General features: G+C 37.0%; 25 protein-coding genes and 1 pseudogene. 17 read left to right on the top strand and 9 right to left on the bottom strand.

Annotation, left to right across the window (positions count from 1 at the left end; all coding sequences use genetic code 11):
- The first annotated feature begins 89 nt into the window (after positions 1 to 89).
- Entirely contained in the window at positions 90 to 2591 is a 2502-nt protein-coding gene (locus ACFI34_RS00200; RefSeq protein ID WP_462671961.1) for a S9 family peptidase, read from the top strand.
- A gap of 44 nt (positions 2592 to 2635) precedes the next feature.
- Here ACFI34_RS00200 and rrtA read toward each other — a convergent pair whose 3' ends face one another.
- Positions 2636 to 3259 (bottom strand): rhombosortase, encoded by a 624-nt coding sequence (gene rrtA, locus ACFI34_RS00195; protein ID WP_462671960.1) that lies wholly within the window; start codon positions 3257 to 3259, stop codon positions 2636 to 2638.
- 64 nt (positions 3260 to 3323) lie between these two features.
- On the opposite strand from rrtA, the gene ggt reads away from it, so the two are divergent.
- From ggt to ACFI34_RS00180, 3 genes are all read left to right on the top strand, one after another.
- On the top strand, positions 3324 to 5102 hold the full coding sequence (gene ggt, locus ACFI34_RS00190) for a gamma-glutamyltransferase (RefSeq protein ID WP_462671959.1): 1779 nt from the start codon (positions 3324 to 3326) through the stop codon (positions 5100 to 5102).
- A 137-nt stretch (positions 5103 to 5239) separates the two neighbouring features.
- The gene (locus tag ACFI34_RS00185) at positions 5240 to 6934 is read left to right on the top strand and encodes an NAD-dependent malic enzyme (protein WP_462671958.1); all 1695 of its coding nucleotides are present in this window, start codon (positions 5240 to 5242) and stop codon (positions 6932 to 6934) included.
- 178 nt (positions 6935 to 7112) lie between these two features.
- On the top strand, positions 7113 to 7838 hold the full coding sequence (locus ACFI34_RS00180) for an SIMPL domain-containing protein (protein WP_462671957.1): 726 nt from the start codon (positions 7113 to 7115) through the stop codon (positions 7836 to 7838).
- Here ACFI34_RS00180 and ACFI34_RS00175 read toward each other — a convergent pair.
- A complete protein-coding gene (locus tag ACFI34_RS00175; RefSeq protein ID WP_462671956.1) occupies positions 7826 to 9193 on the bottom strand; it encodes a DUF2254 domain-containing protein in 1368 nt (455 codons plus the stop codon). The genes ACFI34_RS00180 and ACFI34_RS00175 overlap by 13 nt on opposite strands.
- Before the next feature lie 155 nt (positions 9194 to 9348).
- Between ACFI34_RS00175 and ACFI34_RS00170 the strand changes: the two genes are divergently transcribed.
- The 4 genes from ACFI34_RS00170 (at position 9349) to ACFI34_RS00155 (ending at position 12101) form a co-directional block, all read left to right on the top strand.
- Complete coding sequence (locus ACFI34_RS00170; RefSeq protein WP_276755108.1) at positions 9349 to 9723, top strand: MAPEG family protein; 375 nt, start codon at positions 9349 to 9351, stop codon at positions 9721 to 9723.
- Positions 9724 to 9737: 14 nt separating this feature from the next.
- Positions 9738 to 10373: a sulfotransferase gene (locus tag ACFI34_RS00165; protein WP_462671955.1), complete on the top strand. Its 636-nt coding sequence runs from the start codon at positions 9738 to 9740 to the stop codon at positions 10371 to 10373.
- A 106-nt stretch (positions 10374 to 10479) separates the two neighbouring features.
- Positions 10480 to 11052 carry a MiaE family protein gene (locus ACFI34_RS00160; RefSeq protein WP_008133023.1) on the top strand — a complete coding sequence of 191 codons (573 nt, stop codon included), beginning with the start codon at positions 10480 to 10482 and terminating at the stop codon, positions 11050 to 11052.
- Positions 11053 to 11324: 272 nt separating this feature from the next.
- Entirely contained in the window at positions 11325 to 12101 is a 777-nt protein-coding gene (locus ACFI34_RS00155) for a DNA/RNA non-specific endonuclease (protein WP_462671954.1), read from the top strand.
- Positions 12102 to 12376: 275 nt separating this feature from the next.
- On the opposite strand, the pseudogene ACFI34_RS00150 reads toward ACFI34_RS00155, so the two are convergent.
- Positions 12377 to 13336: pseudogene (locus tag ACFI34_RS00150) on the bottom strand (sugar-binding transcriptional regulator).
- Between the two features lie 133 nt (positions 13337 to 13469).
- Positions 13470 to 13766, bottom strand: a complete 297-nt coding sequence (locus ACFI34_RS00145; RefSeq protein ID WP_462671953.1) for a TOBE domain-containing protein — start codon at positions 13764 to 13766, stop codon at positions 13470 to 13472.
- A gap of 275 nt (positions 13767 to 14041) precedes the next feature.
- On the opposite strand from ACFI34_RS00145, the gene ACFI34_RS00140 reads away from it, so the two are divergent.
- Genes ACFI34_RS00140 through ACFI34_RS00120 form a run of 5 tightly spaced genes read left to right on the top strand, consistent with a single transcriptional unit; the run spans position 14042 to position 19642 of the window.
- A complete protein-coding gene (locus ACFI34_RS00140) occupies positions 14042 to 14425 on the top strand; it encodes a response regulator (protein WP_462671952.1) in 384 nt (127 codons plus the stop codon).
- Positions 14426 to 14437: 12 nt separating this feature from the next.
- Complete coding sequence (locus tag ACFI34_RS00135) at positions 14438 to 15343, top strand: AAA family ATPase (RefSeq protein ID WP_462671951.1); 906 nt, start codon at positions 14438 to 14440, stop codon at positions 15341 to 15343.
- A 5-nt stretch (positions 15344 to 15348) separates the two neighbouring features.
- Positions 15349 to 16335 carry a DUF58 domain-containing protein gene (locus tag ACFI34_RS00130; RefSeq protein WP_462671950.1) on the top strand — a complete coding sequence of 329 codons (987 nt, stop codon included), beginning with the start codon at positions 15349 to 15351 and terminating at the stop codon, positions 16333 to 16335.
- Positions 16335 to 18311: a transglutaminase TgpA family protein gene (locus ACFI34_RS00125; RefSeq protein WP_462671949.1), complete on the top strand. Its 1977-nt coding sequence runs from the start codon at positions 16335 to 16337 to the stop codon at positions 18309 to 18311. Before ACFI34_RS00130 ends, ACFI34_RS00125 begins: the two co-directional genes overlap by 1 nt.
- Before the next feature lie 8 nt (positions 18312 to 18319).
- On the top strand, positions 18320 to 19642 hold the full coding sequence (locus ACFI34_RS00120; RefSeq protein WP_462671948.1) for a Na+/H+ antiporter family protein: 1323 nt from the start codon (positions 18320 to 18322) through the stop codon (positions 19640 to 19642).
- A 173-nt stretch (positions 19643 to 19815) separates the two neighbouring features.
- Here the strand turns inward: ACFI34_RS00120 and ACFI34_RS00115 are convergent, their stop codons facing one another.
- Genes ACFI34_RS00115 through ACFI34_RS00105 form a run of 3 tightly spaced genes read right to left on the bottom strand, consistent with a single transcriptional unit; the run spans position 19816 to position 21921 of the window.
- Positions 19816 to 20247, bottom strand: a complete 432-nt coding sequence (locus tag ACFI34_RS00115; RefSeq protein WP_058404001.1) for an acyl-CoA thioesterase — start codon at positions 20245 to 20247, stop codon at positions 19816 to 19818.
- Between the two features lie 5 nt (positions 20248 to 20252).
- Positions 20253 to 21071 (bottom strand): M23 family metallopeptidase, encoded by an 819-nt coding sequence (locus ACFI34_RS00110; protein WP_462671947.1) that lies wholly within the window; start codon positions 21069 to 21071, stop codon positions 20253 to 20255.
- On the bottom strand, positions 21064 to 21921 hold the full coding sequence (locus ACFI34_RS00105; RefSeq protein WP_462671946.1) for a 6-carboxytetrahydropterin synthase: 858 nt from the start codon (positions 21919 to 21921) through the stop codon (positions 21064 to 21066). Before ACFI34_RS00105 ends, ACFI34_RS00110 begins: the two co-directional genes overlap by 8 nt.
- Positions 21922 to 22124: 203 nt before the next feature.
- Between ACFI34_RS00105 and fabA the strand changes: the two genes are divergently transcribed.
- On the top strand, positions 22125 to 22640 hold the full coding sequence (gene fabA, locus ACFI34_RS00100; protein WP_462671945.1) for a bifunctional 3-hydroxydecanoyl-ACP dehydratase/trans-2-decenoyl-ACP isomerase: 516 nt from the start codon (positions 22125 to 22127) through the stop codon (positions 22638 to 22640).
- Positions 22641 to 22726: 86 nt separating this feature from the next.
- Here the strand turns inward: fabA and rmf are convergent, their stop codons facing one another.
- Positions 22727 to 22897, bottom strand: coding sequence for a ribosome modulation factor (rmf, locus tag ACFI34_RS00095; protein ID WP_004586522.1), 171 nt, complete (start codon positions 22895 to 22897; stop codon positions 22727 to 22729).
- 399 nt (positions 22898 to 23296) lie between these two features.
- Between rmf and acuR the strand changes: the two genes are divergently transcribed.
- The 3 genes from acuR to ACFI34_RS00080 all read left to right on the top strand — a co-directional run bounded on the left by acuR (position 23297) and on the right by ACFI34_RS00080 (position 25460).
- A complete protein-coding gene (gene acuR, locus ACFI34_RS00090) occupies positions 23297 to 23929 on the top strand; it encodes an acrylate utilization transcriptional regulator AcuR (protein ID WP_462671944.1) in 633 nt (210 codons plus the stop codon).
- Positions 23930 to 23978: 49 nt separating this feature from the next.
- Positions 23979 to 24971: an acrylyl-CoA reductase (NADPH) gene (gene acuI, locus ACFI34_RS00085; protein ID WP_462671943.1), complete on the top strand. Its 993-nt coding sequence runs from the start codon at positions 23979 to 23981 to the stop codon at positions 24969 to 24971.
- 72 nt (positions 24972 to 25043) lie between these two features.
- Positions 25044 to 25460, top strand: coding sequence for a VF530 family protein (locus tag ACFI34_RS00080; RefSeq protein WP_008126969.1), 417 nt, complete (start codon positions 25044 to 25046; stop codon positions 25458 to 25460).
- Positions 25461 to 25595: 135 nt separating this feature from the next.
- Here the strand turns inward: ACFI34_RS00080 and ACFI34_RS00075 are convergent, their stop codons facing one another.
- A complete protein-coding gene (locus tag ACFI34_RS00075; RefSeq protein ID WP_462671942.1) occupies positions 25596 to 26027 on the bottom strand; it encodes a DUF3859 domain-containing protein in 432 nt (143 codons plus the stop codon).
- Positions 26028 to 26119: the final 92 nt, after the last annotated feature.

Here is a 26119-nt window from a genome sequence, read left to right as displayed (position 1 = left end):
GTTAAATGGCTATTTATCTTAAAAAATTGCATTAACTTTAGTGCTTCTGCTTAAATACCCGTTAATTATAATAACGGTATAGAAGCACTATGATTTTTAATTTTTCTTCATCTAAAACGTTAATAGCGTTAGCTGTTGCCTCAAGCGTAATGCTTGCGGGCTGTAGTGCAACTGCAAACACAGCCTCAACAAATAATGCTTTGGAAAAAAACAAAGTTGAATCGGTGGTTAATACACCTGCTGATGTTGGTTCAGAAAAAATAACTTTAAAACAAGCAATGGCCGATCCTGATTGGATAGGCAACCAACCACAAAATGCCTTTTGGGCTGCTGATTCAGCAACAATTATTTATGCTCAAAAGCAACAAGGTAGCATATTACGTGACCTATTTAGCCAGTCATTAACGTCGCAAACCGCAGAACAAATAGCATTGAATAAACTACACACACTGGGTGCTAGAAACGCGGTTTATTCAAACGACAAAGCTCTGCAAGCGTACGTATTTAAGGGCAATGTGTTTGTAAAAAATATTAAAACTAACACACTGCGCCAAATAACCCATAGCACAGCTAACGAATCTAAACCGCAGTTTCTAAACGATGGTACTTTGGCTTATCGTCAAGGTAATGTATTTTTTAAAGTTGATTTAGTAACGGGGCTAACACAAGAAATTGCTAACTTAAAACTTGCTGATAAACCAAAAGGAATCAGCGAGCCAAGTTCTTACATTGCAAAAGAGCAGCATAAGCTCATTGAATACATAGCCCTTGAGCACAAAAATAAAAAAGACCAACACGCACGTAACGCGCAAATAAACGAACTAAATAGCTCTGTAGCAAATACAAGTTACTATCTAGGCAAAGGTAATAAAATTGATAACGTAGAACTTTCACCCAATGGAGATGCGTTACTAGTTGTCGTAAAAAAACAATCAAGTTGGCGAAGTGACAGCGATATAATGCCACATTATGTGACTGACGACGCCACCATAGCACCTAAAAAAGTTCGCCGTCGTATAGCTGATGCAGAAGAAGAAACATCACAACTTATATACATAAATTTAAATGACAAAACACAAAACACGCTAGCGTTTGATACGCTGCCAGGTTTTGATGAAGATGTATTAGCCAGTGTCAAAAAAGAAAATTATGCACGACTAGGCAAAACCTACGAATCAAAAAAATCACCCCGCGCTATTAATTTGATCACAAATTGGGGCTTAGGACAAAGCCCAATAGTTTGGAATAACGATGGTTCGCAAGTCGCTATTATGCTTGAAGCGTGGGACAATAAAGATCGCTGGATTGCGACCGTAGATTTTGAAAACAATAATCTGGTGTCGCAGCATCGTTTACATGACGACGCATGGATCGCTTATGCATTTAATAATTTTGGCTGGTTGAATAACTCAAACACGCTTTATTACCTTTCAGAAGAGTCTGGGTACAGCCAGCTTTATAAAAAACCATTAAACGGTAACGCCGTTGCGTTAACTCAGGGTGAGTTTGAGGTATCAAACCCAACAGTTACAAGCGACGGTTCTGCTATTTATTACAAAGCTAATGTTGAACACCCTGGTCTATACGAAATTTTCCGTGTAGATCCACAAACAGCTGTAAGTGAAAAAATTACTGATTTAAATGGCATGACCGACTACACGTTGAGTCCTGATGAAAGTAAGTTATTGCTAGTACACTCTAAAATTACCATGCCTGCTGAGCTATATGTAACAGATGCTAAAGCTAATACGACGGCAACACGTTTAACTAATACAGTATCAAGCGCTTTTTTAGCTAAAAAATTAACTGCACCGAGAATAGTTGCAGTGCCGTCTAGCCATACTGATGCGCCAATATATGCCAAGGTATACTACCCAGCTGATTACGTAGAAGGCGAAGGTGGTAAAAAACGTAAAGCGGTTATTTTTAATCACGGTGCAGGTTATTTACAAAACTCACATATGGGTTGGTCTGTGTACTTTAGAGAGTTTATGTTTCATTCATTATTGGCTGATGAAGGTTACGTGGTAATGGATATGGATTACCGTGCATCTAAAGGGTATGGCCGCGACTGGCGTACAGCTATTTATCGTCAAATGGGCACGCCTGAAACACAAGATTTAGCGGATGGTGTTAAATGGATGGCTGAAAATGCTAACGTGGATACTAAGGCAGTAGGCACCTACGGTGGTTCTTATGGTGGCTTTATGACCTTTATGGCATTATTTACTGCACCAGAATTGTTTCAATCAGGTGCAGCACTTCGCCCGGTAACTGATTGGGCACACTACAATACTGCTTATACTGGCAATATTTTAAACCATCCAGATGTAGATCCCATTGCATACGAGCGTAGCTCACCTATTTACTTTGCAGAAGGTTTAAATAAACCACTATTGATCAATGCACCAATGGTAGACGATAACGTATTTTTTCAAGATTCAGTTCGCTTAGTTCAGCGTTTAATTGAGCTTGAAAAAGAAAACTTTGAAACGGCTATCTTCCCAGTTGAACCACATGGTTTTGTGCAACCGTCAAGTTGGTTAGATGAATACCGCCGTATTTATAAACTATTTAAAGACACCCTTTAAATAAACTATGTAAAACGCCACTTTGGTTAAAGTGGCGTTTTTATTTAACCTTTGGCTCTATTTTTATAATATTTAATAACAAGCTCGATGCCTAGCAATGATCCACCAATAGCGCCAATTAAATGAGCATCTATTGCAACGGTCGAATTAATAAGCTCGCCAATATCAGCACTTGGACCACTCAATTGCTCATATGCTATTTTTACCCACACACCGATGAATAATAAATACCCCGATTTAAGCCCTTGTGTAATATCTTTTACTGCGCCCCAAATAATAACACCGTGTAACAGCGCGCTTAAACCTGTATAGATATGTATGTCTGGGCAATAAAAATACACGCCTAAACCGCACCAAAGCGCTAAAGTGATTGTATTTAGAAAGTACCGGGTAGGGGTAGTATACTCACCATGTAATAACCAAATTAAAAAGATCCCGCTTATATTTAACCCCAAATGGGCCCAATTTGCGTGTACAAATTGGCTAGTAAAAATACGCCAAAGCTCACCTTTGTTAACTAATGTTCGGTTAAATTCTAGTAAATTATTTAAATCAAATGCAGCAAAAATAGTGCTAAAAAGTATCAATAATATAGGTGGTAAAATATAACGAGGCTGTATAGGTAAATTAAGCATTTTATTGTATTTTTTTAGTATTAATTTTTGCATATTGTGCCTGTTTAACTTTAAGATGCCAATTACCCATTGTAATTAAGTGTTTTTAGTATTTTTTATGCATTTTAAACTTAACTCATTATTTGCTATTGGCTTAGGTGTATTGTCTTTGCCGGTGCTGTCAAAAGAACCCACAAAAGTAGAAGTTCGCGAACCAGAAGCTACCACATCAATTAGTTCTAAGCAGATTGTTGTAGGTGACAAATACATGGTTGCCGCTGCAAATCCGTATGCATCTCAAGCGGGACAGCAAATATTAGCAAAAGGCGGCAGTGCCGTTGATGCAGCAATCGCCACTCAACTTATTTTAACGCTTGTTGAGCCACAATCATCGGGTATTGGTGGCGGTACATTTATGATGTACTACAACAAATCAAATAATAAGTTAACCAGCTTTGATGGACGAGAAACGGTCCCTAAAAATGCTGATGAGAACTTATTTTTAAATAAACATGGTAAAGCGGTTAAATGGATTGAAGCCGTTGTTGGCGGACGTTCTGTAGGTGTGCCAGGCGTGTTACATGCCTTTGCTAATGCGCATAAGCAATATGGTGTATTGCCTTGGGATGAGCTATTTAAACCCGCTATTAAACTTGCTGAACAAGGGTTTGTTGTATCGCCTCGATTACATGGTTTATTAGCGCGTCAGTTAAATCCAGGTGTTATGAGTATGCCGGTGATAAATGAATACTTTTACCCAAATGGTAAACTCATTGAGGCCGGTACCGTTAAAAAAAACCAGCCGCTTGCTGATTTATACAAAGCCATTGCTAGTGATGGCATTGATGCGTTTTATAAAGGCGAAAACGCAAAAAAAATGGTCAGTGCGGTACAAAATTCAAAAATCGCGCCCGGTACATTATCTCAGCAAGACCTTGCACAATACAAAAGCAAAGAACGCGATGCTGTTTGCATAAAATACCGTGTTTATAATGTATGTTCTATGGCACCACCAAGTAGTGGCGGTGTGGCTGTTTTACAAATACTAGGGTTACTAGAGCATACAAATATTTCTTCCTTAAAGCCTAACAGCGAACAAGCAATTCACTACTTCAGCCAAGCGTCGCGTATTGCCTTTGCCGATAGAAATGTATACATGGGTGACCCAGATTTTACTGAGGTACCAACTCAAGCGCTATTAAACAAAAGCTACATTAAATCACGCGCAACACTCATAACCGAAAAAGATCAGCATGCAGCTGCCGGTGACCCCGTTAACTACTTAAGTTATGCACAAGATGATTCGTATGAACTCCCTTCAACATCGCATGTCTCTATTGTTGATAGCTTTGGTAATGCAGTATCAATGACCAGCTCAATAGAAATGGCATTTGGTTCTACAGTTATGATTAATGGTTATATTTTAAACAACCAGTTAACCGACTTCTCACTTTCACCTCGTAAAAACGGTAAGTTAGTTGCTAATCGTGTAGAGCCAGGAAAACGCCCACGCAGTTCTATGTCACCGGTTATGGTTTTTAATGAAGATGGCAGCTTGCGTTTAGTTGTAGGATCTCCTGGTGGCAGCCGTATTATTGATTACGTCGCTCAAGTAGTTGTTGGCGTTTTAGATTGGAATTTATCGGTGCAAGAAGCTATTAACTTGCCGCGTACTACTAATCGTAATGATTACACCAGTCTTGAAAAAGGCACCGTTATTGAATCACTTGCACCAGCACTCACTTCTCGTGGTCATAAAGTGCGTGTTTTAGACCTAAATTCAGGTTTACATGGTGTTGAAGTGAAAAATAATAAGCTGTATGGCGCAGCTGATCCGCGTCGTGAAGGTGTTGCGTTGTCTGATTTAACTAACAATAACGCCACTTTCAAATTTTAAATTATGTATAATACAAACACGACCTATGTGCGTGTTTGTATTCTCAATGGTCTGACAAGTACTATGTTCATTGCATTTAAATTCTGAGCATTGATAATGACAGATCATAACTTAAGACTCCATTAAAGCCTGGAAATATGACAACAAATACTGATCCTAATTACTTATATATTCATCACTCTGGCCCTGGCCTTATTGAAACGCCATTACTAAACAAGGGCAGTGCGTTTAGTAAAAAAGAGCGCGAAAATTTTAACCTTGCAGGTTTACTTCCTCCACGCTTTGAAACCATCGAAGAGCAAGTTGAACGTTGTTATCAACAATACTCAAGTTTTACCGACAATTTAAATAAGCACATTTATTTACGTGCCATTCAAGATAACAACGAAACGCTTTACTACCGCTTAGTGCGCGATCATCTTGAAGAAATGATGCCAATTATTTACACCCCTACAGTGGGTGATGCCTGTGAAAAGTTTTCGGATATTTACCGCAGCGCACGTGGCTTGTTTATTTCGTACGAAGACCGTTATCAAATTGACGACATTTTACGTAATGCCACAAAGGGTAAAGTAAAAGTCATTGTTGTTACCGATGGTGAACGTATATTAGGGCTAGGCGACCAAGGTATTGGCGGCATGGGTATTCCTATTGGTAAATTATCATTGTACACCGCGTGTGGTGGAATAAGCCCAGCATATACATTGCCAGTCATGCTTGACGTAGGGACCAACAACGAAAAGCTTCTAAATGATCCTATGTATATGGGTGCACGACATAAACGTATAGCCCAAGACGAGTACGATGAGTTTTTAGATCTATTTATTAAAGCGGTCAAACGCCGTTGGCCAAATGTATTGCTTCAATTTGAAGACTTTGCACAACCTAATGCCATGCCGCTTCTTAAGCGCTATCGTGAAGAAATTTGTAGCTTTAACGATGACATTCAAGGCACTGCATCAGTAACAGTTGGCTCTTTATTAGCTGCGTGTCGTGTTAAAGGCTCAACTCTTAGCCAACAAAAGGTTGTATTTGTTGGTGCAGGCTCTGCGGGTTGTGGTATTGCTGAGCAAATTATTAGCCAAATGGTATTTGAAGGTATCTCTGAAAAGCAAGCACGTAGCCAAGTATTCATGGTTGACCGTTTTGGTCTGTTAACTAATGGCATGGAAGGGCTACGCGACTTCCAACAAGCTTTAGCGCAACCAACAGACGCGCTAAATGATTGGACTTACAGTGGTGAATACGCGTCATTGTTAGATGTAATGCATTGTGCAAAACCAGACATACTCATTGGTGTATCGGGTCAGCCAGGTTTGTTTACAGAGCAAGTTATTCGTGCAATGCATTCAACGTGTGAACAGCCTATAATTTTCCCGTTAAGTAACCCGTCTAAACAGGTAGAAGCACACCCAGAAGACGTCATTAAATGGACTGATGGTAAAGCATTAGTTGCAACAGGTAGCCCGTTTGATCCCGTTGAATATAATGGTGAAACTTTCCCAATTCCACAGTGTAACAACAGTTATATTTTCCCTGGTATTGGCTTAGGCGTTATTGCAGCTAAGGCTACACGCATTACAGATGGCATGCTTAGCGTGTCGAGTGAAATGCTTGCTGAGTCTTCACCGCGAGCAAACAGCGGTAAAGGCAGTTTATTACCAGCATTAACAGAAATTGAAACGCTTAGTAAACGCATTGCATTTGCTATTGCTAAAAAAGCGATTGAAGAGGGTGTTGCATTGGAAATTTCTGACGATGCTCTATGGGCAGCCATTGATAAAAATTATTGGTTACCAAAATACCGTAACTACAAACGTTGCAGCGTTTAAGTTGTATAAGTAATTTTATGTAACCCTGCGTTACAACACATAACAAAAAACAGGCGCCAGCCTGTTTTTTTATGCTTGTTCATTTATTGTTAACCCATTAGGCTCTTTAATAGAGCTAATGCAAATCCGCGATCATACTTAATTAAGTAAATTAGTATAAAACAAAAAGGATTATATGATGAACACACTAAAACTTTTTCTCGGCAGCGCCATAGCATTAAGCACACTTAGTTTTAATGCCGTTGCCAGCCCAACACCCGATGCACCACACATATATGTGAAAGGGCAAGCGACACTTACCACCATGCCTGATTATGCACAAATGAGTGTGGGTATCACTGAAGTAAATAAAGACTTAATAGCTGCAAAAAACAAAGCCGATATCACTATGGCAAAAGCCATCAAATTAGTAAAAACGTTAGGCGTTAAAGACACTGACATTAACGCAGGGCAAATTAATATACACCGCGATATTCAATACAATCGCCAAACTGGACAGCAAGAATTTATCGGTTTCAAAATTACCCGAACACTAACGGTCAAACTTACTGATATAAGTAAATACCCTACGTTATTACAAAGTTTGGTTAATAACGGCATAAACCAAATTAACAATACCCAATTTTTAGCTAGCAATTATAACGAGCTTCATAAAGAAGCTCAAAAAATGGCAATACAAGATGCTAAAAAAGCGGCTAAAGAATTAAGCGATGACTTTGATGTGTCGTTAAAAGGACTATATAACGCATCGTTGAGCCCACTTAATGTTCAAACTCAGCCATATATGCGTGCAAAAGAAATGGTAATGGCGGATAGTACACCCGGTAATTATGTACCGGATGCGTATCACAGTGGAGAAATTAAGGTAACAGCATCTAGTTATGCTATTTATTACATTGAGTAGGATTTATTTTGGTGGTGCTCAAAATGTGCCACCAATTGACTACCTTGTTGTTCATTAATGCGTGTTATAGAATTTAACATATTACAAATTTCGCGCCTGTCATACTCGTTAGTCACATTCATGTTTATGTCATCAACAATAGCGAATAAATAATTAAATAAGCTTTCGCGTGCTTTTTCATTATCGCGAGCTACAAATAAAATATTTTTAAATGCTTCCAATACATTCGTCATTACGTAGGCGTCACCTTTTGCATAATGACGAAGCGGCGAAAAGTTATCATGTAGTAACTCGTCAAAACTGGTTTCATGTAAATATAAAAGTGGTTTATTTTCACTGTGTTTAAACGAATAATTTATATCGTTAAGAGATAGGCGCTCAATCAGTAAAATACTCAGCATATCGATTGATTTAACAGCGGTACCTGGATCGTTAATGCCAGGGCTCATAGCTTTTACTGCTATTTCAGATATTTGTGTTAAACCATAGCGGTAGTGATCGCTAATGTACTCTTCTATATAAAAAATAAAGCAATCTAATATTTTTTCTAAAAGTTCTTCATCGTGGGTTATATCGACATTACATTTTAAAAATGGATAACCTTTTACTGTAAAATATCCCTGGTTAACAGAAATATATAAGTTTATATCGTGCTCTTTTAAAATTGCACACAGTTTATCTGTTTGCACACCCTTATAATAACCCTCTGTTTTACTGCTTATGGAGTGCCATGTTGAAAAATCTGGAAACTCACTAACAGGGGCCTCTTTTTGTCTTTTAATGATCGCTTTAATTTCTTTTTTAGTCTGGCTAAACAAACCATTGAGGACATTATCAACTTGGATAGCGCGTGAAATAGAATGAATAAAAAATACAAATAATCCTAATGAAATCAAACCAAAAATTAAAGCAAATAAAACTCCTATAGACGGAATTGCAGTGCTGCCGCCTTCTAATTTATTAATATTTATAAGCATGATAATAGAGTAAATGATACTGCCTAAGTAAAAGCCGAGCACCATTTGATGAGACTTCCTAGTAATTAAACCAGGCACAACGCGAGGCGATAGACTTGCACTAGCAGAGTTTAAAACCACCATAACCATAGAAAAGCTAAATACAGTCAATGAGATAATACTACCTGCAAGTGTACTTAAAATTGTTCGCGCATTTTCTGCGCTATCAACCAAAACCACTGAGATAAAAGACTTCAACTGCTCAATAGGGGCTAAATATTCAACCGACATTGTAATGATGGCAAAAAACAAAAAACCAACAGAAAGCACAGAAGGGTAAAAGCCAATGCTGTTTATCATTTCACGATAACTATCGGCCACTTTGCGAGGAACAAACATATAATCCCTATGATTGCGTATAAAATATGGCTATCACCTTATCATAGTTGAACTTTAAACTTGTGATAAAGCCGTTAATTTATATGTTATTATCTGCACAGCTTAACGCTGCGCATACTTAATGCGTTTAAAACAAAAACCAATAGGAACACACTGTGATTATTTCAACATACGCTGCATTGCTCGCTTTTTTTTATATTTATTTAAGTTTTAATGTCATAAAAGTTCGCAGAGCAGAGCAAATATCATTAGGTGATAACGGTAATTCAGTTTTACAACGTGCAATTAGAGCACATGCAAACTTTATGGAATATGTACCTTTTGCTGTTATTTTATTATTTTTAGCTGAATACCAAGGTCTAGCCAGCCATTATTGTCACCTTTTAGGTGCATCTTTGCTAATTGGTCGATTTTTTCATAACCTAGGTATAGTAGAAAAAAACTTAAAGTATCGTCAAATAGGTGCTGTAGCTACTTTTTTGGTTATGATAATAAGCGCGTTTGTTTTATTACTCACTCGTAATAGCTAATTAAAGTACAGTACATGACTAAAATATTTGTAATAGGCTTACCGAGAACTGGCACAACTAGTGTGTGCCACGCACTACTAGAATTAGGATTACCAACCGCACACACAGCATACACAAAAGCCAGCTTTGACAATGCACAAGCTATTGCCGACACCCCCATATTTACTGATTATAAAATGCTTGATAAGCATTACCCAGGGTCTAAGTTTATATATTTGGAAAGAGAAATTGATGTTTGGTTGCCATCCATTAGGCAATTACTCACACGTATGCATACTAATTTAACACGTACAGATGGCGGTTTTAATATTCATATAAAACGGTGTTACTTTGATGTTTTTTCTAATTTATCTCTCGAAAACATTAGTGATGATAGTTACTTAGCAGACTGTTACAAGCGCCACCTAAATGCTGCACAGTATTATTTTGAAAAAAGACAAGCTGAATTTTTATCGATTGATATTGCAAAGGCGGGGAGTTATCAAAAGGTATGTGATTTTTTAAACATACGAAGTGATAAAACTGATTTTGATAAAATGAATATGGGCGGAAAAGTCACCGCATGGAACGATATTAAGCACCCGTTAAAAATAGAGTCGACAGCAAAAGGGCGCATAGATAAACATTTACCTTACACCTCCCAACTGTAATTATCTAAATTAAGCCTTAAGAGCATAGCTTTACTAAAACCTATTGCGAGATTTTTATTTACAAATACGTTAAAATTCCCGCATTATTTTTTAAGTAGTATTTATTATGTTTGAATTAAAATACCAAACGCCATTTGAATGGACCGAGGCTGTACTTGCCGACTTTAACACCTTTTTGCAAGATCATGCGGCTGCTGAAAAAAAAGCATCAGGCATGGCTATTTCAATGCTTTCGCATTACCCAGACAAGCGTAAACTTGTAAAAGCAATGACCGATTTAGCACTTGAAGAGCTTATTCATTTTAAACAAGTACTCAAGCTATTAACTGAACGCGACACAACATTGGGTGATGACCAAAAAGATCCGTACATAAAGCAAATTCGTGCTTTATTTAGGCACGGACGTGATGGCTTTTTAATGGATAGGTTATTAGTTGGCGGTGTAATTGAAGCTCGTGGGCACGAACGTTTTTCATTAGTTGCGCAAGCATTACCTGAAGGTAAAGAAAAAGAGTTTTATGTAGCCATTGCTAAATCAGAAGAAAAGCACAAAAACTTATTTGTAGAGCTAGCCTACGAATACTTTGACAAAGAAGAAGTAGACGTGCGTTTAGAAGAGTTATTAGTTGCTGAGGCTGAAATTTGTAAAAGTATTCCATTTACAGCGGCACTTCATTAATATTATTTTATTAAATTATAAAACGCAGGCATTTGCCTGCGTTTTTTTATGCCTAGGATTTATTTAAAATGTATAAATAATTATTGGTAGGGTGCTTATTACCTTTTTATTAACCGATTAACTAGAACGAATAAATTAACAATTAAACACAATACTTAAGTGCTAAATATACATATATGCAATTAACTTATTGAATATATGTATAAAGTTAAATATATCTGTAACATAAACTTGTTAGGTTTTTATCCTCATTTATACAGGATAAAACAACAATGAAATCATTTATAAATATATCACTAACCTTAACAAGCTTATTACTAGCTTCAACTGCCAATGCTGCCAATTGCTTAGAAGGTTGTCCAACAGGATTAAACAACGGTAAAACAATTGAACGTAGTATTTATACTTTAAAAAATAACCGTTACACAAAATTTGCAGACTGGGTAGCATACCAAGTAACGCCCAATACAATGAGTGGACCATCAAGATCAAGAAGTTGGAAATCAGACCCTGATTTATACTCCCATTACACGCTTGAGCCGAGTGACTATACCGATGCATATGCAACAATTAATACTGACCGTGGGCATCAGGTTCCATTAGCATCTTTTAGTAATACAGCCGATTGGCGTTTAACAAATTTGCTTTCTAATATTACACCACAATCTTCTGCATTAAACCAAGGTCCATGGGTTAGGCTTGAAACTGCTGTAAGAAATCATGTTGAGGATGGTAATAGCCTTTATGTAGTAACAGGCCCAATGTACGAATATTACTTTGCAGATTTACCACGTGCTAACGAAAGCCATACTATACCAAGTGGTTATTTTAAAATTGTAATGAAGCAATCGGGTAACACCATTAAAGCATCAGCATTTATTATGCAGCAAAGTGCTGGCCGCAGTGATAATTTTTGTAATACCCAAGTAAGTATTGATGAAGTTGAAAGTAGAACTGGCATTAATGTTTTACCTAATTTAACGAGTAATCAGGCACAAACAATAGAATCATCCGTATTTGGCTTAGCAAGTGAGTTAGGCTGTAATTAAAATATCTACATGATTAGCGGTATAAATTTATGCCGTTAATCATGATTTAAAATAAATAATAGTGAAATAGAGCGTTTTATACGTTAAATAGATAAGCGCTTTATCTTACTAAGTAATTAAAATACTGTATTTAACATAATATAAATTATAGGTAGTAATGTATTAAATAGTAAGAGCGCATAATTGCACCCTCACTATGTCCAATACTAGACGGTATCGGACATTACATGGTTTTATTTAAGACTTTTAAAATAATTAGGCTATGTATTAATTGTTTAATCAATACTAAGTAAGCGTTCTGCTGTGTATTCGTTCGTTATTAAACCACTAATCATGTTACATCTCACAGCACCTGATATTGCCAACACTTTTTCTTCACCTGCAGCTATTGCATAAATTTGTTTGTTTTCATTTGTTACTAATGGCGTACTCGCAACGCGTTGGTTTACAGTGCAATCTAGCAAATTACCATTTTTATCGTAAACCCAGCTGATCATTTCGCCAACGGCGCCTAAGTCTTGAAGCTCTTTTAATTCATCAGCGTTAACAAACCCATCTATATGTAATGGTGATTTTTCACCTAAGCTACCAATGCCAACAAAGGTTGCGTCTGCATTTTTAGCGAGTTTTAAATTGGCTGTTATATTATGTTGTGCATGGAGTTGGTTTTTTTCTTCAACACTACACGGCAAAACTGGTAGTGGCATCGGATAATGTTTTGCATTAGTGTGTTCGGCAATTCTTACCACAACATCATAAGGCGAAGCTGAGCCATCTAACGCCATGTTACCTAACATAGCAACTATTTTATGTTGTGGGCAATCAAGTGTTGGTAGTTCATCAACAACAGCTCGCAAAACTCTGCCGGTTCCCATTGCTAATACTTTTGGCGTTTCTGATTTCAAATGGCGCTGTATCTCAGCGGCACCAGCTTGTGCAAGTCGAACTGTAGATGATGGTTCAGAAGGATCGCTTGGCACCACTTCACATGATGCTAAACCAAATCGGCTTTTTAATTTTTCTGCTAAATCCATACATTTGGCAATGGGGTGATCAAGTCTTACTTTTATTAGGCCTTGGCTAACTGATAAAGCCACCATTCGCTGCGCTGACTGACGCGATACATTAAGATTTTTTGCTATTTAATCTTGGGTTTTTCCCGCAACGTAATACAACCACCCTGCTCTTGCTGCATCATCGAGCTTTCTAATTTCTGTGTTCGATAACTTTGCCACTTAAACCTCTTTTATTGAAGGAATAACATTTATTTATATAATTTAAAGGCTTAAACCTACGAATTTAATATAAATATATCATTTATTTATATAATGCCGAAGTCAATAATATGAAATAACGGATGCCTTCAATTTAGTTGTTAACTTTAATAGTATTCCCATTAGTATCAAACGTGTGCACTTTATTTTTTTGTGCAGTTAAAAATACTGAATCGCCGTATTGTAGCGGACAATCACCATCGGCTTTAACTGTTACAGTGGTGCCATTTGTCAGTGTTACGTGTAAATAACTTTCTGATCCTAAGTGCTCAATTACTCCAACTTTACCTGCCCATGTGCCTGTATCTTGTGAAATTATAAAGTGCTCAGGCCGAACACCTAAGCTTGTTGTTTCGTTAGTCTCGGTGTTTGGAACCTCAATAAAGTTCATTTTTGGTGAACTAATAAAACCTGCAACAAATTTATTTACTGGCTGTTATGGTCAATTTATGGGTAATTCTCACACTTCTTAGGCTCTAACTTGCCTGAATACAAAACAGACTATGAAATTTAATCTTGAAAGATCAACAGACCCCCATCATTAAACACATATAGTTTGATTAAAGTAGGGTTATAGAGTGATTTTTTGTTCAACATTCTTGAGGTTATCTAAGCCTTAGCTTAATATTAAAATACTTGAGAAGTATTAAAAGAAGTAACTTACATATGGAATTTGTTCGCCCACTAGAGCCTATCCTCATCATTGACGATGTGAAAGAAATTCGAGATTATCTAAATCAAATTTTAACCGAACTGGGTTATGAAGACATTTTAGAAAGTACCGATTTTAGCTCGGCAAAACCGGTTATCGATAAAAAATCCCCTAACGTTATATTTTTAGATGTGGATTTACCCGACTCTGATGGGACTGATATTTTAGAGTTTATTAATATAACCTACCCTCACGCACATGTAGTTATGTGCTCAGGCCATAACAGCTTAGAAAATGTCCAGAATACTTGGGAGCTTGGAGCTAAAGGGTTTATAGCAAAACCTTTTAATGCAAAAAAAGTTGATACCGTAATGAAACGTCTCGAACACATAGAATAATAAAAGGTTAGCATGCAAAGCTCCGTTAAAACGATTATTGAAGACTTATCAGATGTAATTTTTGGAAAACAAAAACAAATAAAATTAGCACTAACCTGCCTGTTTAGCGAAGGACACTTACTAATTGAAGACTTGCCAGGCATGGGAAAAACCACACTTTCTCATGGTTTAGCAGCAGTACTCGGCTTATCTTACCAACGAATTCAATTTACCAGCGACCTGTTACCTGCAGATATACTTGGAACAAATGTTTTTAATAGTAATGAACATAGTTTTACTTTTCATAAAGGCCCTATTTTTAGCCAAGTTGTATTAGCTGATGAAATAAATCGTGCCGGTCCTAAAACACAAAGTGCTTTACTCGAAGCAATGGAAGAACAACAAGTCACGGTTGATGGTAAAAAGTATAACCTCCCCGATCCATTTTTTGTTATTGCTACCCAAAATCCACTTTATCAGTCTGGTACATACCCGCTCCCAGAATCACAATTAGATCGTTTTATGATGCGCATTAGCTTGGGCTTTCCACCAAAAGAAGCAGAAAAACGTTTAATTTTAAATTTACAAAAACGTGACTATAGCCAATTACCTAAGCGAATTGATGAGCAGCAATTAAAACAAATTCAGGCTCAAATTAGCGAAGTTATACTTAGTATTCCCGTTGTTGATTACATTATAGAGCTTGTTAATTATACAAGAAGCAGCAATGCGTTTGCGTCTTCATTATCACCTCGAGCAAGCATTGCATTAGCTAAGGCTGCTAAATCATGGGCTTATATTGATGGCCGCGATTATGTTATTCCTGAAGATATACAAGCAGTCTTTACAAGTGTGTGCCAGCACCGTTTAGGTTTGCATAATGAATCGGGTGAAGCTCAAGTGAATGACATTTTAAATGCTGTGCCAGTTCCGGTGTAGCTTTAATGTCATCAAAAAAAACAAAACGCCCCAGCATATTTGCATCTTTAAAACGTACTGTTTTTAATAAATTTTTAAAACATAAGCACCAAAAAACTTCAATTACATTAGAGCACAACACAATCTATGTTTTGCCATCTTCGCTTGGGTGGTATTTTATTATTGTGGCTATTTTAAACTTTGTAATGGGTATAAATTATCAAAATAATTTAATTTTGATCATGTCGTATCTGATGTTTGTGGTCATTGTATTAGCTGTTTTTATGGGGTACAGCAATGCAAAAGGCTTAACAGTGACTTTTGATAAAGTATTACCTAGTTTTTCTCCACAACAACCCATTTTAAAATTGAACTTACATAGTAATTCAATCTGCCAATCGCTCTCTATTACCTATAGCAATGATTTAAAAAAAAGCATACATCATGATGAAATTTCAAATAAATCGATTAGTAGCAGTTTACCGCTTCCGTATGAAACACGAGGTTGCTACAAATTAGAACGAATAAAAATAGCCAGTAACTATCCTTTTGGTTTGGTATCTGTATGGAGCTATTTACAAGTACAAACTAAAACTTTTGTTTACCCTGCTCACGAATACGTATTAAGCGATGCACACATTTCTTCACAAGATGAAAATACACAAAATGGAATGACAAAAAAGTCGGGAACTGAAGAATTCGACAATCTATTAATTCATCAACCCGAAATGGGCTTAAGCAGAATATCGTGGAAACACTTCGCTAAAACAAAGCAATTATTAGTCAAAGACTTTGTAGATTTTAAAGCCACTGATGCTTTGTTTGATTTTAATTTAATGAGTGGTGCTACAGAGCAACGCCTTAGTCAGTTGTGTTATTTAGTGTGTGAAGCCACTGAGCACAACACCCCTTTCATGTTAAAACTGCCAAGCACATTAATCAGTATCAATACCGGACAAGCCCATAAGCAACACTGTTTAGAATGCTTAAGTTCATTTGCAGGTGATAAGTAATGATTGAACTTAAAAATGAAAAAGTTATTAACTCCTCATTGTGTTTTATTTACGCCTGTTTAGTTCTATTTTTTACAGCACACCTGCCACTCCCATTTATTAGTGTATTAGCTGGCTTATGCCTATGGAATGCAGTTATTACAGCCAAAAATATCGTAAAGCCCAATGCATGGCTTGCAAACATACTTGCCGCTGGTGCTTTGGGTTTAATGATATTTACAATAGGAATGTCCGATACTGTATTACTGTTTGTTGCTATGCTGTTGTTATCAAGCTTATTTAAACTTTTACAAGCGAAAAATAAAAAGCATTATCAGGTAATTACAACGCTTACTTTTTTTTCATTGTCGTCGGTTTACTTATTTAGCCAAACTATATTTACCACTGCTGTTGTTAGCTTTTTATATGTATTAAATTTTTCAGTAATGGGTTTATTAGAATCTAAACATAATCTAAAAATAAGCGCTAAACAAAGTTCAAAGTTGTTATTAATGGCATTACCGCTGGCCATATTTCTACTTTTGTTTTTACCAAAAATGCCTGCTTTTTGGCAGTTGCCCGGCCCAAAACTTGCTAAAACTGGGCTTTCTGAGCAAGTTGATCCTTTTGATATTGCAAAATTGTCAAACTCAGATGAACTTGTTTTTAGAGCTACTTTTAATAATCCCCCGCCTGCAACGCCTTACTATTGGCGTGCAATTATTCATGATGAATTTAATGGCAATGCATGGCTTACGTCTGACTTTTTAAAATATAATAATCAACTATCAAATCAAAATTTAGCAGCCGAGCAAAACACGCTTATTGCTAACTATTCGGTCATTGCAGAGCCTGCAACACAAAAGTGGCTGTATGGACTAACCTATTCAACCAGTAACAGTAAAAATGTAAGCGCTAATGCGCTTGGATTATTAAGGAAAAATAGTTACCAAGCAAAAAGCCTGCAATATGATGTGGCAAGTTATCAATTATCAGTAGATTCACTTAACGAATTTGAAAGAAATAGATATACATCTTTAAGTTTAAAGCAAAATATTAAAACTAATAAGTTTGCTTTGCAGTTAAAAGAGCAAGTAAGCAATGAACAAACATTTTATAACGCATTACTCAATTACTTTGTAGAGCAAAATTTCACCTATACGTTAACCCCTACCCCAATGTCGGGCAATAACACGCTTGATCAATTTTTATTTGAAAATAAACGTGGCTTTTGCGGGCATTATGCCAGTGCCGCTGCTTATATTTTTAGGGTTGCGGGCATTCCTGCACGTGTAGTCAGTGGTTATTTAGGTGGTGAATATAATAAAGACAATAATACGCTCACTGTTCGCCAATACGACGCCCATGCTTGGGTAGAAGTTTATTTACAAAATAAAGGCTGGACTATTTTTGACGCCACGGCGGTTGTTGCTCCAGAGCGATTAAATGGATCGCTTTCTCAAAACCAAGAGTTAAACGAAGAGTTTAAAAATAATTTAGACTTTGGCTTAGTCAGCTTAAGTAACTTTGCAGCAATAAACTGGTTAAGGCTGGAACTCGAGCAATTAGATTATCAATGGTCAAGCTGGGTACTTGGTTTTGATCAAGAAAAACAAAATGATTTTTTAAACTCGCTATTTGGTAATAAAAAAAGTTGGTTGGTTCCGTTGTTTGTATTAATAACCGCAGCACTATGTTTTGCTGTTTATTTTATTTACTTAAACTGGCCAAAAACAAAAACGGCTAAACTACCACCCATTGTTAAAGCGTATAACGAGATTTTGCTTTGGGGAAATAAAAAAAACATTACATCAACCGACTCTCTCAGTCCATCACAACAACTTGAGTTTATGGCAAAGAAAAAGCCAAGCGCCTCTAAAGAGCTAATAGAATTTAAACATTTGTTTGAAAACAGTCGCTATGCTAACAAACCATTTACCAAAGAGCGAAAAACCCAAGCTAAAGATCTGATAAAATTAATTAAAAGTTCAAAATAGAGAAAACTATGAATGCTGTTGTTGTTGGCGTTATTTTAATGCTTTGGCTTACCTTGGTTCGTGTCAATGTGATTGTGGCAATGACTTTATCCGCTATAGTGGCAGGATTAACTGCTGGCTTAGGAATAAAACAAAGTTTAGATGCGTTTAATTCTGGATTATCCGCAGGTGCAGAAATTGCACTGAGCTATGCCATGTTAGGCGCGTTTGCAGTGGCAATATCAAAGTCTGGACTAACTCGCATATTGGCTGAAAAATTATTAGCTAAGGTTGACGCCAAGAGTGAAGGAAGCCAAGCATTATTAAGTTATTTTATATTGATGATTATTTTAGCCTGCGCTATCTCTTCACAAAACTTAGTGCCTGTTCACATAGCATTTATCCCTATTTTAATTCCGCCTTTATTAGTTGTATTTAATAAATTAAAACTGGATAGACGCGCTATTGCATGCATTTTAACATTTGGTTTAGCAACGTCTTACATGGTGTTGCCGTATGGCTTTGGTGGGATATATTTATACTCAATTTTACATAAAAATCTCATAGATAATGGACTTGAAATTGTAAATACCAGTGTACCCATTGCAATGCTTATTCCCGCGTTAGGTATGTTTATTGGCCTACTGATTGCTGTGTTTGTCACGTATAAAAAGCAACGACATTATACAGCGAACACGATGAATAATCAGAGCCAAGCTGAGCCTATCAAAAATCCTAAAAAAGTGATGGTGGTTGGGTTATTCGCTGTGCTCACTTCATTAATTGCACAAAATATTAGTGGTTCAATGATACTTGGCGGCTTGGTAGGTGTCATGATATTTAGCCTATTTGGTATTGTTAAATGGGAAGAAAATGGCGACGTATTTAGCAAAGGCGTTGCCATGATGGCCATGATTGGTTTTATTATGATATCGGCCCAAGGCTTTGCATCGGTTATGCAAGCGACGGGTGATGTAGAAAGCTTAGTTAACAGTGGCGCAAATTTATTTGATGGAAATAAACCCATTGCCGCGGCGGTAATTTTATTAGTAGGTTTGCTAATCACAATGGGAATCGGTAGTTCTTTTTCAACAGTACCAATCATTGCGACCTTATTTGTTCCTTTATGCCTAGAGCTTGGTTTTTCAATTATGGCAACAGCTGCTTTAGTCGGTACTGCTGGCGCTTTAGGCGATGCAGGCTCCCCTGCTTCTGACTCAACACTTGGACCAACCTCTGGTTTAAACGTAGATGGTCAGCACGACCATATTTGGGATTCGGTTGTTCCAACCTTTTTACACTTTAATATTCCATTATTAATATTCGGCTGGTTTGCAGCAATGGTACTTTAATCTGTATAAATTATTCATATAGGGTTTATTTCTTAATAAACCCTCTTACCTGTTGATCAGTTATTTATCAATATAGTTTATGCGAAGATAATATTAGAATAAAACATAGTATGATGTGTTCTTTACGTATAAAGATAAGCACCTTAATAGGTGCTTATCTTTATTTATGGCTTTTACTTAAACCCGTTAATCATTTTATCGCATACTACGGGGGTTGGCCTATGATTATCATCAACAGCAACAAAAGTAAAACTACCACTTATTGCTGAGTGCTTATCATCTTTATGCATTGTTTCTAATAGTATATCTACGTCTACTTTTAAACTCGTATTACCAACATGCACTACTTTAGCTATCAGTTCAGCAAAAGTACCTGCAGGAATAGCTTCTTTAAAATCCACCCTATCAGACGAAATAGTAACCAAAGGCTTGCGGCAAAAACGAGTAGCAGCAATAAATGCAACTTCGTCCATCCATGCCAATGCATCACCACCAAACAATGTATTGTGGTGATTAGTGCGACCTGGAAACACTGTTTTTGTAACTGATGTGGTTGAATCTTTTATACGCTGAGCAATAATTGCATCGCGGTTTACGTCTGTCATAGTCTCTACTTTTTGTTGGCTAACGTATCTTGCATTAATAAGCCTGGATCAAGGCGTTCGCCTTTCCAGTTAAAGCGCCAATCTAAATGCGGGCCTGTTACTCGGCCGGTTGCACCAATTTCAGCAACTTTATTACCTTGTTTAACTTTATCACCCACGTTTACATCTAACTTACTTAAATGAATGTAAGTAGAGGTAATACCATGGCCATGATCTAAAATAAGTGTTCCGCCTGAATAATATAAATCAGGTTCTGCAAATACAACGGTGCCACCAATGGGTGCATACACCGGAGAACCTGTTTTGTTTGCTATATCTAAGCCAAAATGAGGGCGACGTGGTTCACCATTAAAGTAACGCTGGCTGCCATACACACCCGAAATTCGCCCTTGTGCAGGTTTTAGTACTGGGTCTAAAAAGTAAGTAAGGTCTGAATTAACAGCACGGGCATTTCTGACCGCAACTGCTTCTCTGCTTATACGTTCACTTACTGATTTAGGCGGAGAAACGTATTTTTTTGCAACGCCCGTAATTTTGTCAATGTTGTAATCACGTTTAGTAATCACTAATTCTTGAGTATGTTTTTTCCCATTTGAATCAACCCAGCTAAGTGTATGATTTGCTTTTGCGTCGCGGCCAAAACCAAATACAAAATCACCATTTTTTGAAAGTTTTAACTGTGTATCGTTTAAACTAACAGACTGCACATCGCTGAGCTTTCCTGTTACTAAGCCGCCTTGAGTCAGGTGCCCTTTTAGCTCAATAGCTAACGAATTTACACTAAATGTTGCTAAAACCAACGCAGATAAAAGAGTCTTAAGCATAACTAATTGCTCCTTTGCCAACCCCTTCATACGCTGTTATTTTTACATTTTGTTCTGGGTATTTGGCTTTAACTTGCCCTGCAATATACCCCGCAATACATTCAACGGTTGTGTCTATCGGTAAAATATCACAACGCGTTTCACTAATTGCCATTTCGAAATAGCCTTGAGCTGCTGTATAAGCAAAACAAACATCATTATCTCTTGCGCTAATATGCTTTAATTTTTGCGGTTCTATTTGGTCTTCACTTGTTGCTAGGTATATGTCTTCCCATTGCATAGCCCATTCTTTTTGTAAGCGTGGCATGGAAATACCGTCTAGGCTTATACCTATTTGAGAACGATGACCATGAATTATCCGCTGGCAATTACCATCATGCTTTTTAAGACCATGGCTATAATGGTAATAAAAGCTTTTGCTATGTTCTGGTTTTAATGCTAACTCTATTTTTTCTATGTTTGAAGGCAACTTAGGTAAAATAGTATCAACTAAAAATGCAGTTACCGACTCCACATTAATTTCATCGGCATCAATCATGCAATAGGCTTGATGTGGTGCACTCATTGCTAAATGGTGGTTGTCACCAAAAGTGCAATCAAGTGTTTTATACTCATCAAATTCTGTCACTGACCCATTTATGCTATTAGGAATAGCTAAACGGTGATCAATACATTCATCAATAATACCTTTAATTTGTTTTTTAACTAATCCAAAGTCCAACACCATCGACTCGTCGTTAAGTTTACCGTGCAAAGTTAAATCAACAATCCAGCTCTCGCCAACGGCGCCGCGTTTGTTACATAAGTAAGAAAAATCTATCACAGTAAGTGAGTTAACAAAAAGGATCATAAACTTCCTTTAGACTAGTTATAAGACAGCGGTAATTATAATGATTTTTGATTGTAATTGCGCGGTTTTATAAAGCAAAAAGCCAAGCCATTGTTTGATTGATGATTTAATACGCAATATAGTGGATATTTAACTGCTCCGAGTTGTTTAGCGTACAAGTGTACGCTAAAGTACTGGCAATTTCTAAGCGAAGATAATGAGTTATGGAACCTAAAAACAGCTATACAAAAGAAGAACTGATCTTATGTGGTCAAGGTGAAATGTTTGGTGAAGGCAATTGTCGTTTACCTAGCGATAACATGTTAATGATGGACCGTATTACCTCTATAAATGCTGATGGTGGAAGCCACGGTAAAGGCGAAATAATCGCTGAGCTTGATATTGTTCCGAGCCTTTGGTTTTTTGATTGCCACTTTAAAGGTGACCCTGTTATGCCAGGGTGTTTAGGCCTTGACGCGATGTGGCAGCTTGTCGGTTTTTATCTTGGTTGGTCAGGTGGTCCTGGTCTTGGGCGCGCTTTAGGTGTAGGTGAAGTTAAATTTACAGGCCAAATACTTCCAACGTCTAAAAAAGTAACCTACCGCCTTGAAATGAAACGTGTAATTAAACGTAAACTCTTTATGGGCGTTGCAGACGGTACAGTAGAAGTCGATGGTCGCGTAATTTACGAAGCTAAAGATTTAAAAGTAGGGTTATTTCAAGACACCACGTCTTTTTAATCTACTTATATACAGTTTTGCTTTGAAAAACTGCATACAAAAAGGCCTCCAATATGGAGGCCTTTTTGCTTAAATTTGGGTAATAATTAGGTTTTATACATATTTCGATTTTCAATTGCCTCTCGCCATCCACCTAACCACTCTGATTTTGGATCTATTTGTTGATAAGGGCATAGCTCTTTAGAACGACCTGCTAAACCTGCTTTGAAACCTTGAGAATGAGCTCTTTCTAAACGATCTCTTTTCTGTCTCTTCATCGGTATTATCCTCACCTTTTTTAGTTATATATTTTGTAGCATAAGTGAAATCTACAATTAATGAATAGTTAATAAAAATGTAAAGTTCAAATAACAAAAGCAATTAAATTATTTGACATTAACTAAGCTGCTGATGCAAAAATGAATTAACATTTAAACAATTCACCTGGTCATACCACGCTGATATGTAACTTACTCACCTATTTAAAATCACAACTAACTAAGTCGCACAATTTGTGTATTAACCTCAATTATTGACTAGTAAAAATAAGTGAAGTTCAAACATAAATTTAATTTCACAAATAGTAGCCATTACATAATCAGACAAAGTCGGTATTATTTTTAAACAAACGAATTTAATACTTGCACATTAAAAGCCGATCGGTCTAATATAGTTCAATGAACAAAAATACAACAATCGTACGACGTGGCCGTCCACCCAAAATAGCCAGAGATAACGCCGATACTAAAGCGTTACTTATACGCACGGGGTTAGAAACGTTAACAGAGTTTGGCTTTAGTGCCACAGGACTCGATACAATATTAAAAAAGGCTTCAGTACCCAAAGGCTCCTTCTACCACTACTTTAAAAGCAAAGAAGCCTATGGCATTGCGTTGGTTGACGCCTACGACAGTTATTTTATTGCAAAGCTAAACCATTACCTTGATCAACAAAATATTCCCCCACTGGAACGCATAATAAACTTTACACAAAGTGCCATTAAAGGCATGAGTAAGTACGATTACAAACGCGGTTGCTTAGTCGGTAATTTAAACCAAGAATTAAATCACTTGAGCGACGAATTTAAAAATCGATTATTGCAAAGCTACACAGCTTGGCAAATACAAATTGAAAACTGTTTAAATCAAGCTAAACAGCAAGGCACTATTTCTAAAACTGTAAATACACAATTAATGAGCGAGTACTTTTGGATTGGTTGGGAAGGCGCTGTAATGCGAGCAAAACTCACTAAATCAAGCACACCGCTTACGCTATACACTGAAATGTTTTTGCGTGCATTACTTACATAATGCATTTTTATTTACCAATTAAAAGACGATCGGTCTAAAAGGATATGATATGAATAACCCAATTAAAGCCATTGTTATTAATAAAGAAGACAATAACTACAGCGCTTCTTTAGCGCAGCTTAACGAAAATGATTTACCTGACGAAAATACCACAATAAATGTGTTGTACAGCACACTTAACTATAAAGACGGTCTAGCCATTACAGGTAAAGGCCCGGTAGTGAGAACCTTTCCGATGGTGCCCGGTATAGATTTAGTAGGCACTGTAACAACTTCCACCAGCGATGAATTTAAAAATGGTGATCATGTTATTTTAAATGGTTTTGGTGTTGGCGAAAAACATTGGGGCGGCCTTGCACAAAAAGCAGCGCTAAATAGTGACTGGTTAATTCCCCTACCCGCTGCTCTTAGCCCAAAACAAGCAATGCAAATTGGTACTGCGGGTTATACCGCTATGCTCAGCGTTATAGCACTCGAAAAGCAAGGCATTACACCAGACGCTGGTGAAATTTTAGTTACAGGGGCAAACGGTGGTGTTGGCAGTTTTGCTATTTATTTATTAAGTCAGCTCGGCTATAACGTAACCGCCGCCACAGGACGAGTAGATCAAAGCGAGTACTTAAAAGAGCTTGGTGCAGCTCAAATAATTAACAGAGATGAGTTATCAAACCCAGGGAAACCGCTTCAAAAAGAACGTTTTGCTGCAGCTATAGATTCTGTTGGCAGCCATACGCTTGCAAATATTTGTGCATCGCTTAAATACGGTGGTGTAGTCACTGCGTGTGGTTTAGCTCAGGGTATGGATTTACCCGCATCAGTTGCGCCCTTTATCTTACGAGGTGTTTCACTTATTGGAATCGATAGTGTTATGCGACCAAAAGCAGACAGAATTGAAGCATGGGGAAGACTAGCTACATTAGTAAAAGCTGACTATTTAGATAAAATTTCAACAGAAATTACACTCGAACAAGTAATTGAAAATGCCGACCAACTCATGGAAGGTAAAATTCGTGGCCGCGTTGTAGTTAATTGCCAAGGTTAGGCTATTTACACTATTAAAGCCTCGTTATTAAATTTATAATGCACTTTGTATTTTAATAACGAGGCAACACCTATGAGCAACCAAGAACTTTTCAGTAATAATCCACTGCAAGGCGTAAAATTAGAACAAGTGGTTGAAGAGCTGGTTGAGCAATACGGGTGGGAACTCCTGCACGCTTACTTGCAGCTTAATTGTTTTAAAAATAATCCAGATATTAAATCTGCTGTAAAATTTTTACGTAAAACCCAATGGGCACAAGAAAAGGTAGAAAATTTTTACCTATACCGCCTTAAAAACTTGCCTAAACCAGATGATGTTCAGTACGAGTTACCGCCGCGTGATCGTGTTATACCGGCCGAACATAAACCCGGTGAACCTTGTGAACTAAGCTTTAGTGACGCAAAACGCATTCAAGCTAAAAAAGCCACCAAACAACGTGCTCGAGAACGCAAGCAACGGTCTAATCCAAGTAACCCTTGGGGTAATTAAGAGTGAGTTTAAAAAGCCAATTTTTATTGGCTTTTTTATGCCTTGTTGTAACTAGTTCTTAGCGTTGCAGCACTATAACTATGTAAACCGAGTAATTTAGCTCATTTAAACCTATGTTGCCGATGTGCCTACGAACTAGTACCCGCGCTTTTTCCAAAAATCTACTTCTGTTTGTTGCGCTTCTAATGCAACATTAAATGTTTTATCTGCAATTATTTTATTATTCATCGTTAAAGTCATTCGCCATGGGCCGAGTTTATTGTGAATGGGTTCCCACAATGTGTCGCCTAAATAAAACTGCCAATCGTTATCCTTTACGTATTCAACGCCTTCAAAAGGCGGCATAACATCCCCCTCTTCGTTAGGTATGTCTGGATGGTAAATACAAAAATGTAATTTCTCACCTTTTGCTTTTTTTATATTAATTATTAACCCAAATTCTACGTCTATTTTAGCAATCACGTCGGTAGTAAACTGCTTAATTTGTGGAAGTGCCTTGCTACTACTATCCCAAGTTGAATAAATACCATAGCTTTGTAATGTAACAATGGGTTTTGACTTAGCCATTTATCAACCTGTACTTACTTAAATACCAAAATTTTATAATAAACCGTTGGTTTAGTCTTATATAAAAGTTTAATTACATAATTTTTATTTAT

This window comes from Pseudoalteromonas sp. PSi26 (assembly GCF_054960575.1).
The sequence above is the reverse complement of the archived record's forward strand: the minus strand, read 5'-3'. Positions and strand labels throughout refer to the sequence as shown.

Excerpts from the sequence above, each read along its gene's own strand:
- ACFI34_RS00200 (WP_462671961.1), top strand. The coding sequence starts at position 90 with ATGATTTTTAATTTTTCTTCATCTAAAACGTTAATAGCGTTAGCTGTT.
- rrtA (WP_462671960.1), bottom strand. The coding sequence starts at position 3,259 with ATGCAAAAATTAATACTAAAAAAATACAATAAAATGCTTAATTTACCT.
- ggt (WP_462671959.1), top strand. The coding sequence starts at position 3,324 with ATGCATTTTAAACTTAACTCATTATTTGCTATTGGCTTAGGTGTATTG.
- ACFI34_RS00185 (WP_462671958.1), top strand. The coding sequence starts at position 5,240 with ATGACAACAAATACTGATCCTAATTACTTATATATTCATCACTCTGGC.
- ACFI34_RS00180 (WP_462671957.1), top strand. The coding sequence starts at position 7,113 with ATGAACACACTAAAACTTTTTCTCGGCAGCGCCATAGCATTAAGCACA.
- ACFI34_RS00175 (WP_462671956.1), bottom strand. The coding sequence starts at position 9,193 with ATGTTTGTTCCTCGCAAAGTGGCCGATAGTTATCGTGAAATGATAAAC.
- ACFI34_RS00165 (WP_462671955.1), top strand. The coding sequence starts at position 9,738 with ATGACTAAAATATTTGTAATAGGCTTACCGAGAACTGGCACAACTAGT.
- ACFI34_RS00160 (WP_008133023.1), top strand. The coding sequence starts at position 10,480 with ATGTTTGAATTAAAATACCAAACGCCATTTGAATGGACCGAGGCTGTA.
- ACFI34_RS00155 (WP_462671954.1), top strand. The coding sequence starts at position 11,325 with ATGAAATCATTTATAAATATATCACTAACCTTAACAAGCTTATTACTA.
- ACFI34_RS00145 (WP_462671953.1), bottom strand. The coding sequence starts at position 13,766 with ATGAACTTTATTGAGGTTCCAAACACCGAGACTAACGAAACAACAAGC.
- ACFI34_RS00140 (WP_462671952.1), top strand. The coding sequence starts at position 14,042 with ATGGAATTTGTTCGCCCACTAGAGCCTATCCTCATCATTGACGATGTG.
- ACFI34_RS00135 (WP_462671951.1), top strand. The coding sequence starts at position 14,438 with ATGCAAAGCTCCGTTAAAACGATTATTGAAGACTTATCAGATGTAATT.
- ACFI34_RS00130 (WP_462671950.1), top strand. The coding sequence starts at position 15,349 with ATGTCATCAAAAAAAACAAAACGCCCCAGCATATTTGCATCTTTAAAA.
- ACFI34_RS00125 (WP_462671949.1), top strand. The coding sequence starts at position 16,335 with ATGATTGAACTTAAAAATGAAAAAGTTATTAACTCCTCATTGTGTTTT.
- ACFI34_RS00120 (WP_462671948.1), top strand. The coding sequence starts at position 18,320 with ATGAATGCTGTTGTTGTTGGCGTTATTTTAATGCTTTGGCTTACCTTG.
- ACFI34_RS00115 (WP_058404001.1), bottom strand. The coding sequence starts at position 20,247 with ATGACAGACGTAAACCGCGATGCAATTATTGCTCAGCGTATAAAAGAT.
- ACFI34_RS00110 (WP_462671947.1), bottom strand. The coding sequence starts at position 21,071 with ATGCTTAAGACTCTTTTATCTGCGTTGGTTTTAGCAACATTTAGTGTA.
- ACFI34_RS00105 (WP_462671946.1), bottom strand. The coding sequence starts at position 21,921 with ATGATCCTTTTTGTTAACTCACTTACTGTGATAGATTTTTCTTACTTA.
- fabA (WP_462671945.1), top strand. The coding sequence starts at position 22,125 with ATGGAACCTAAAAACAGCTATACAAAAGAAGAACTGATCTTATGTGGT.
- rmf (WP_004586522.1), bottom strand. The coding sequence starts at position 22,897 with ATGAAGAGACAGAAAAGAGATCGTTTAGAAAGAGCTCATTCTCAAGGT.
- acuR (WP_462671944.1), top strand. The coding sequence starts at position 23,297 with ATGAACAAAAATACAACAATCGTACGACGTGGCCGTCCACCCAAAATA.
- acuI (WP_462671943.1), top strand. The coding sequence starts at position 23,979 with ATGAATAACCCAATTAAAGCCATTGTTATTAATAAAGAAGACAATAAC.
- ACFI34_RS00080 (WP_008126969.1), top strand. The coding sequence starts at position 25,044 with ATGAGCAACCAAGAACTTTTCAGTAATAATCCACTGCAAGGCGTAAAA.
- ACFI34_RS00075 (WP_462671942.1), bottom strand. The coding sequence starts at position 26,027 with ATGGCTAAGTCAAAACCCATTGTTACATTACAAAGCTATGGTATTTAT.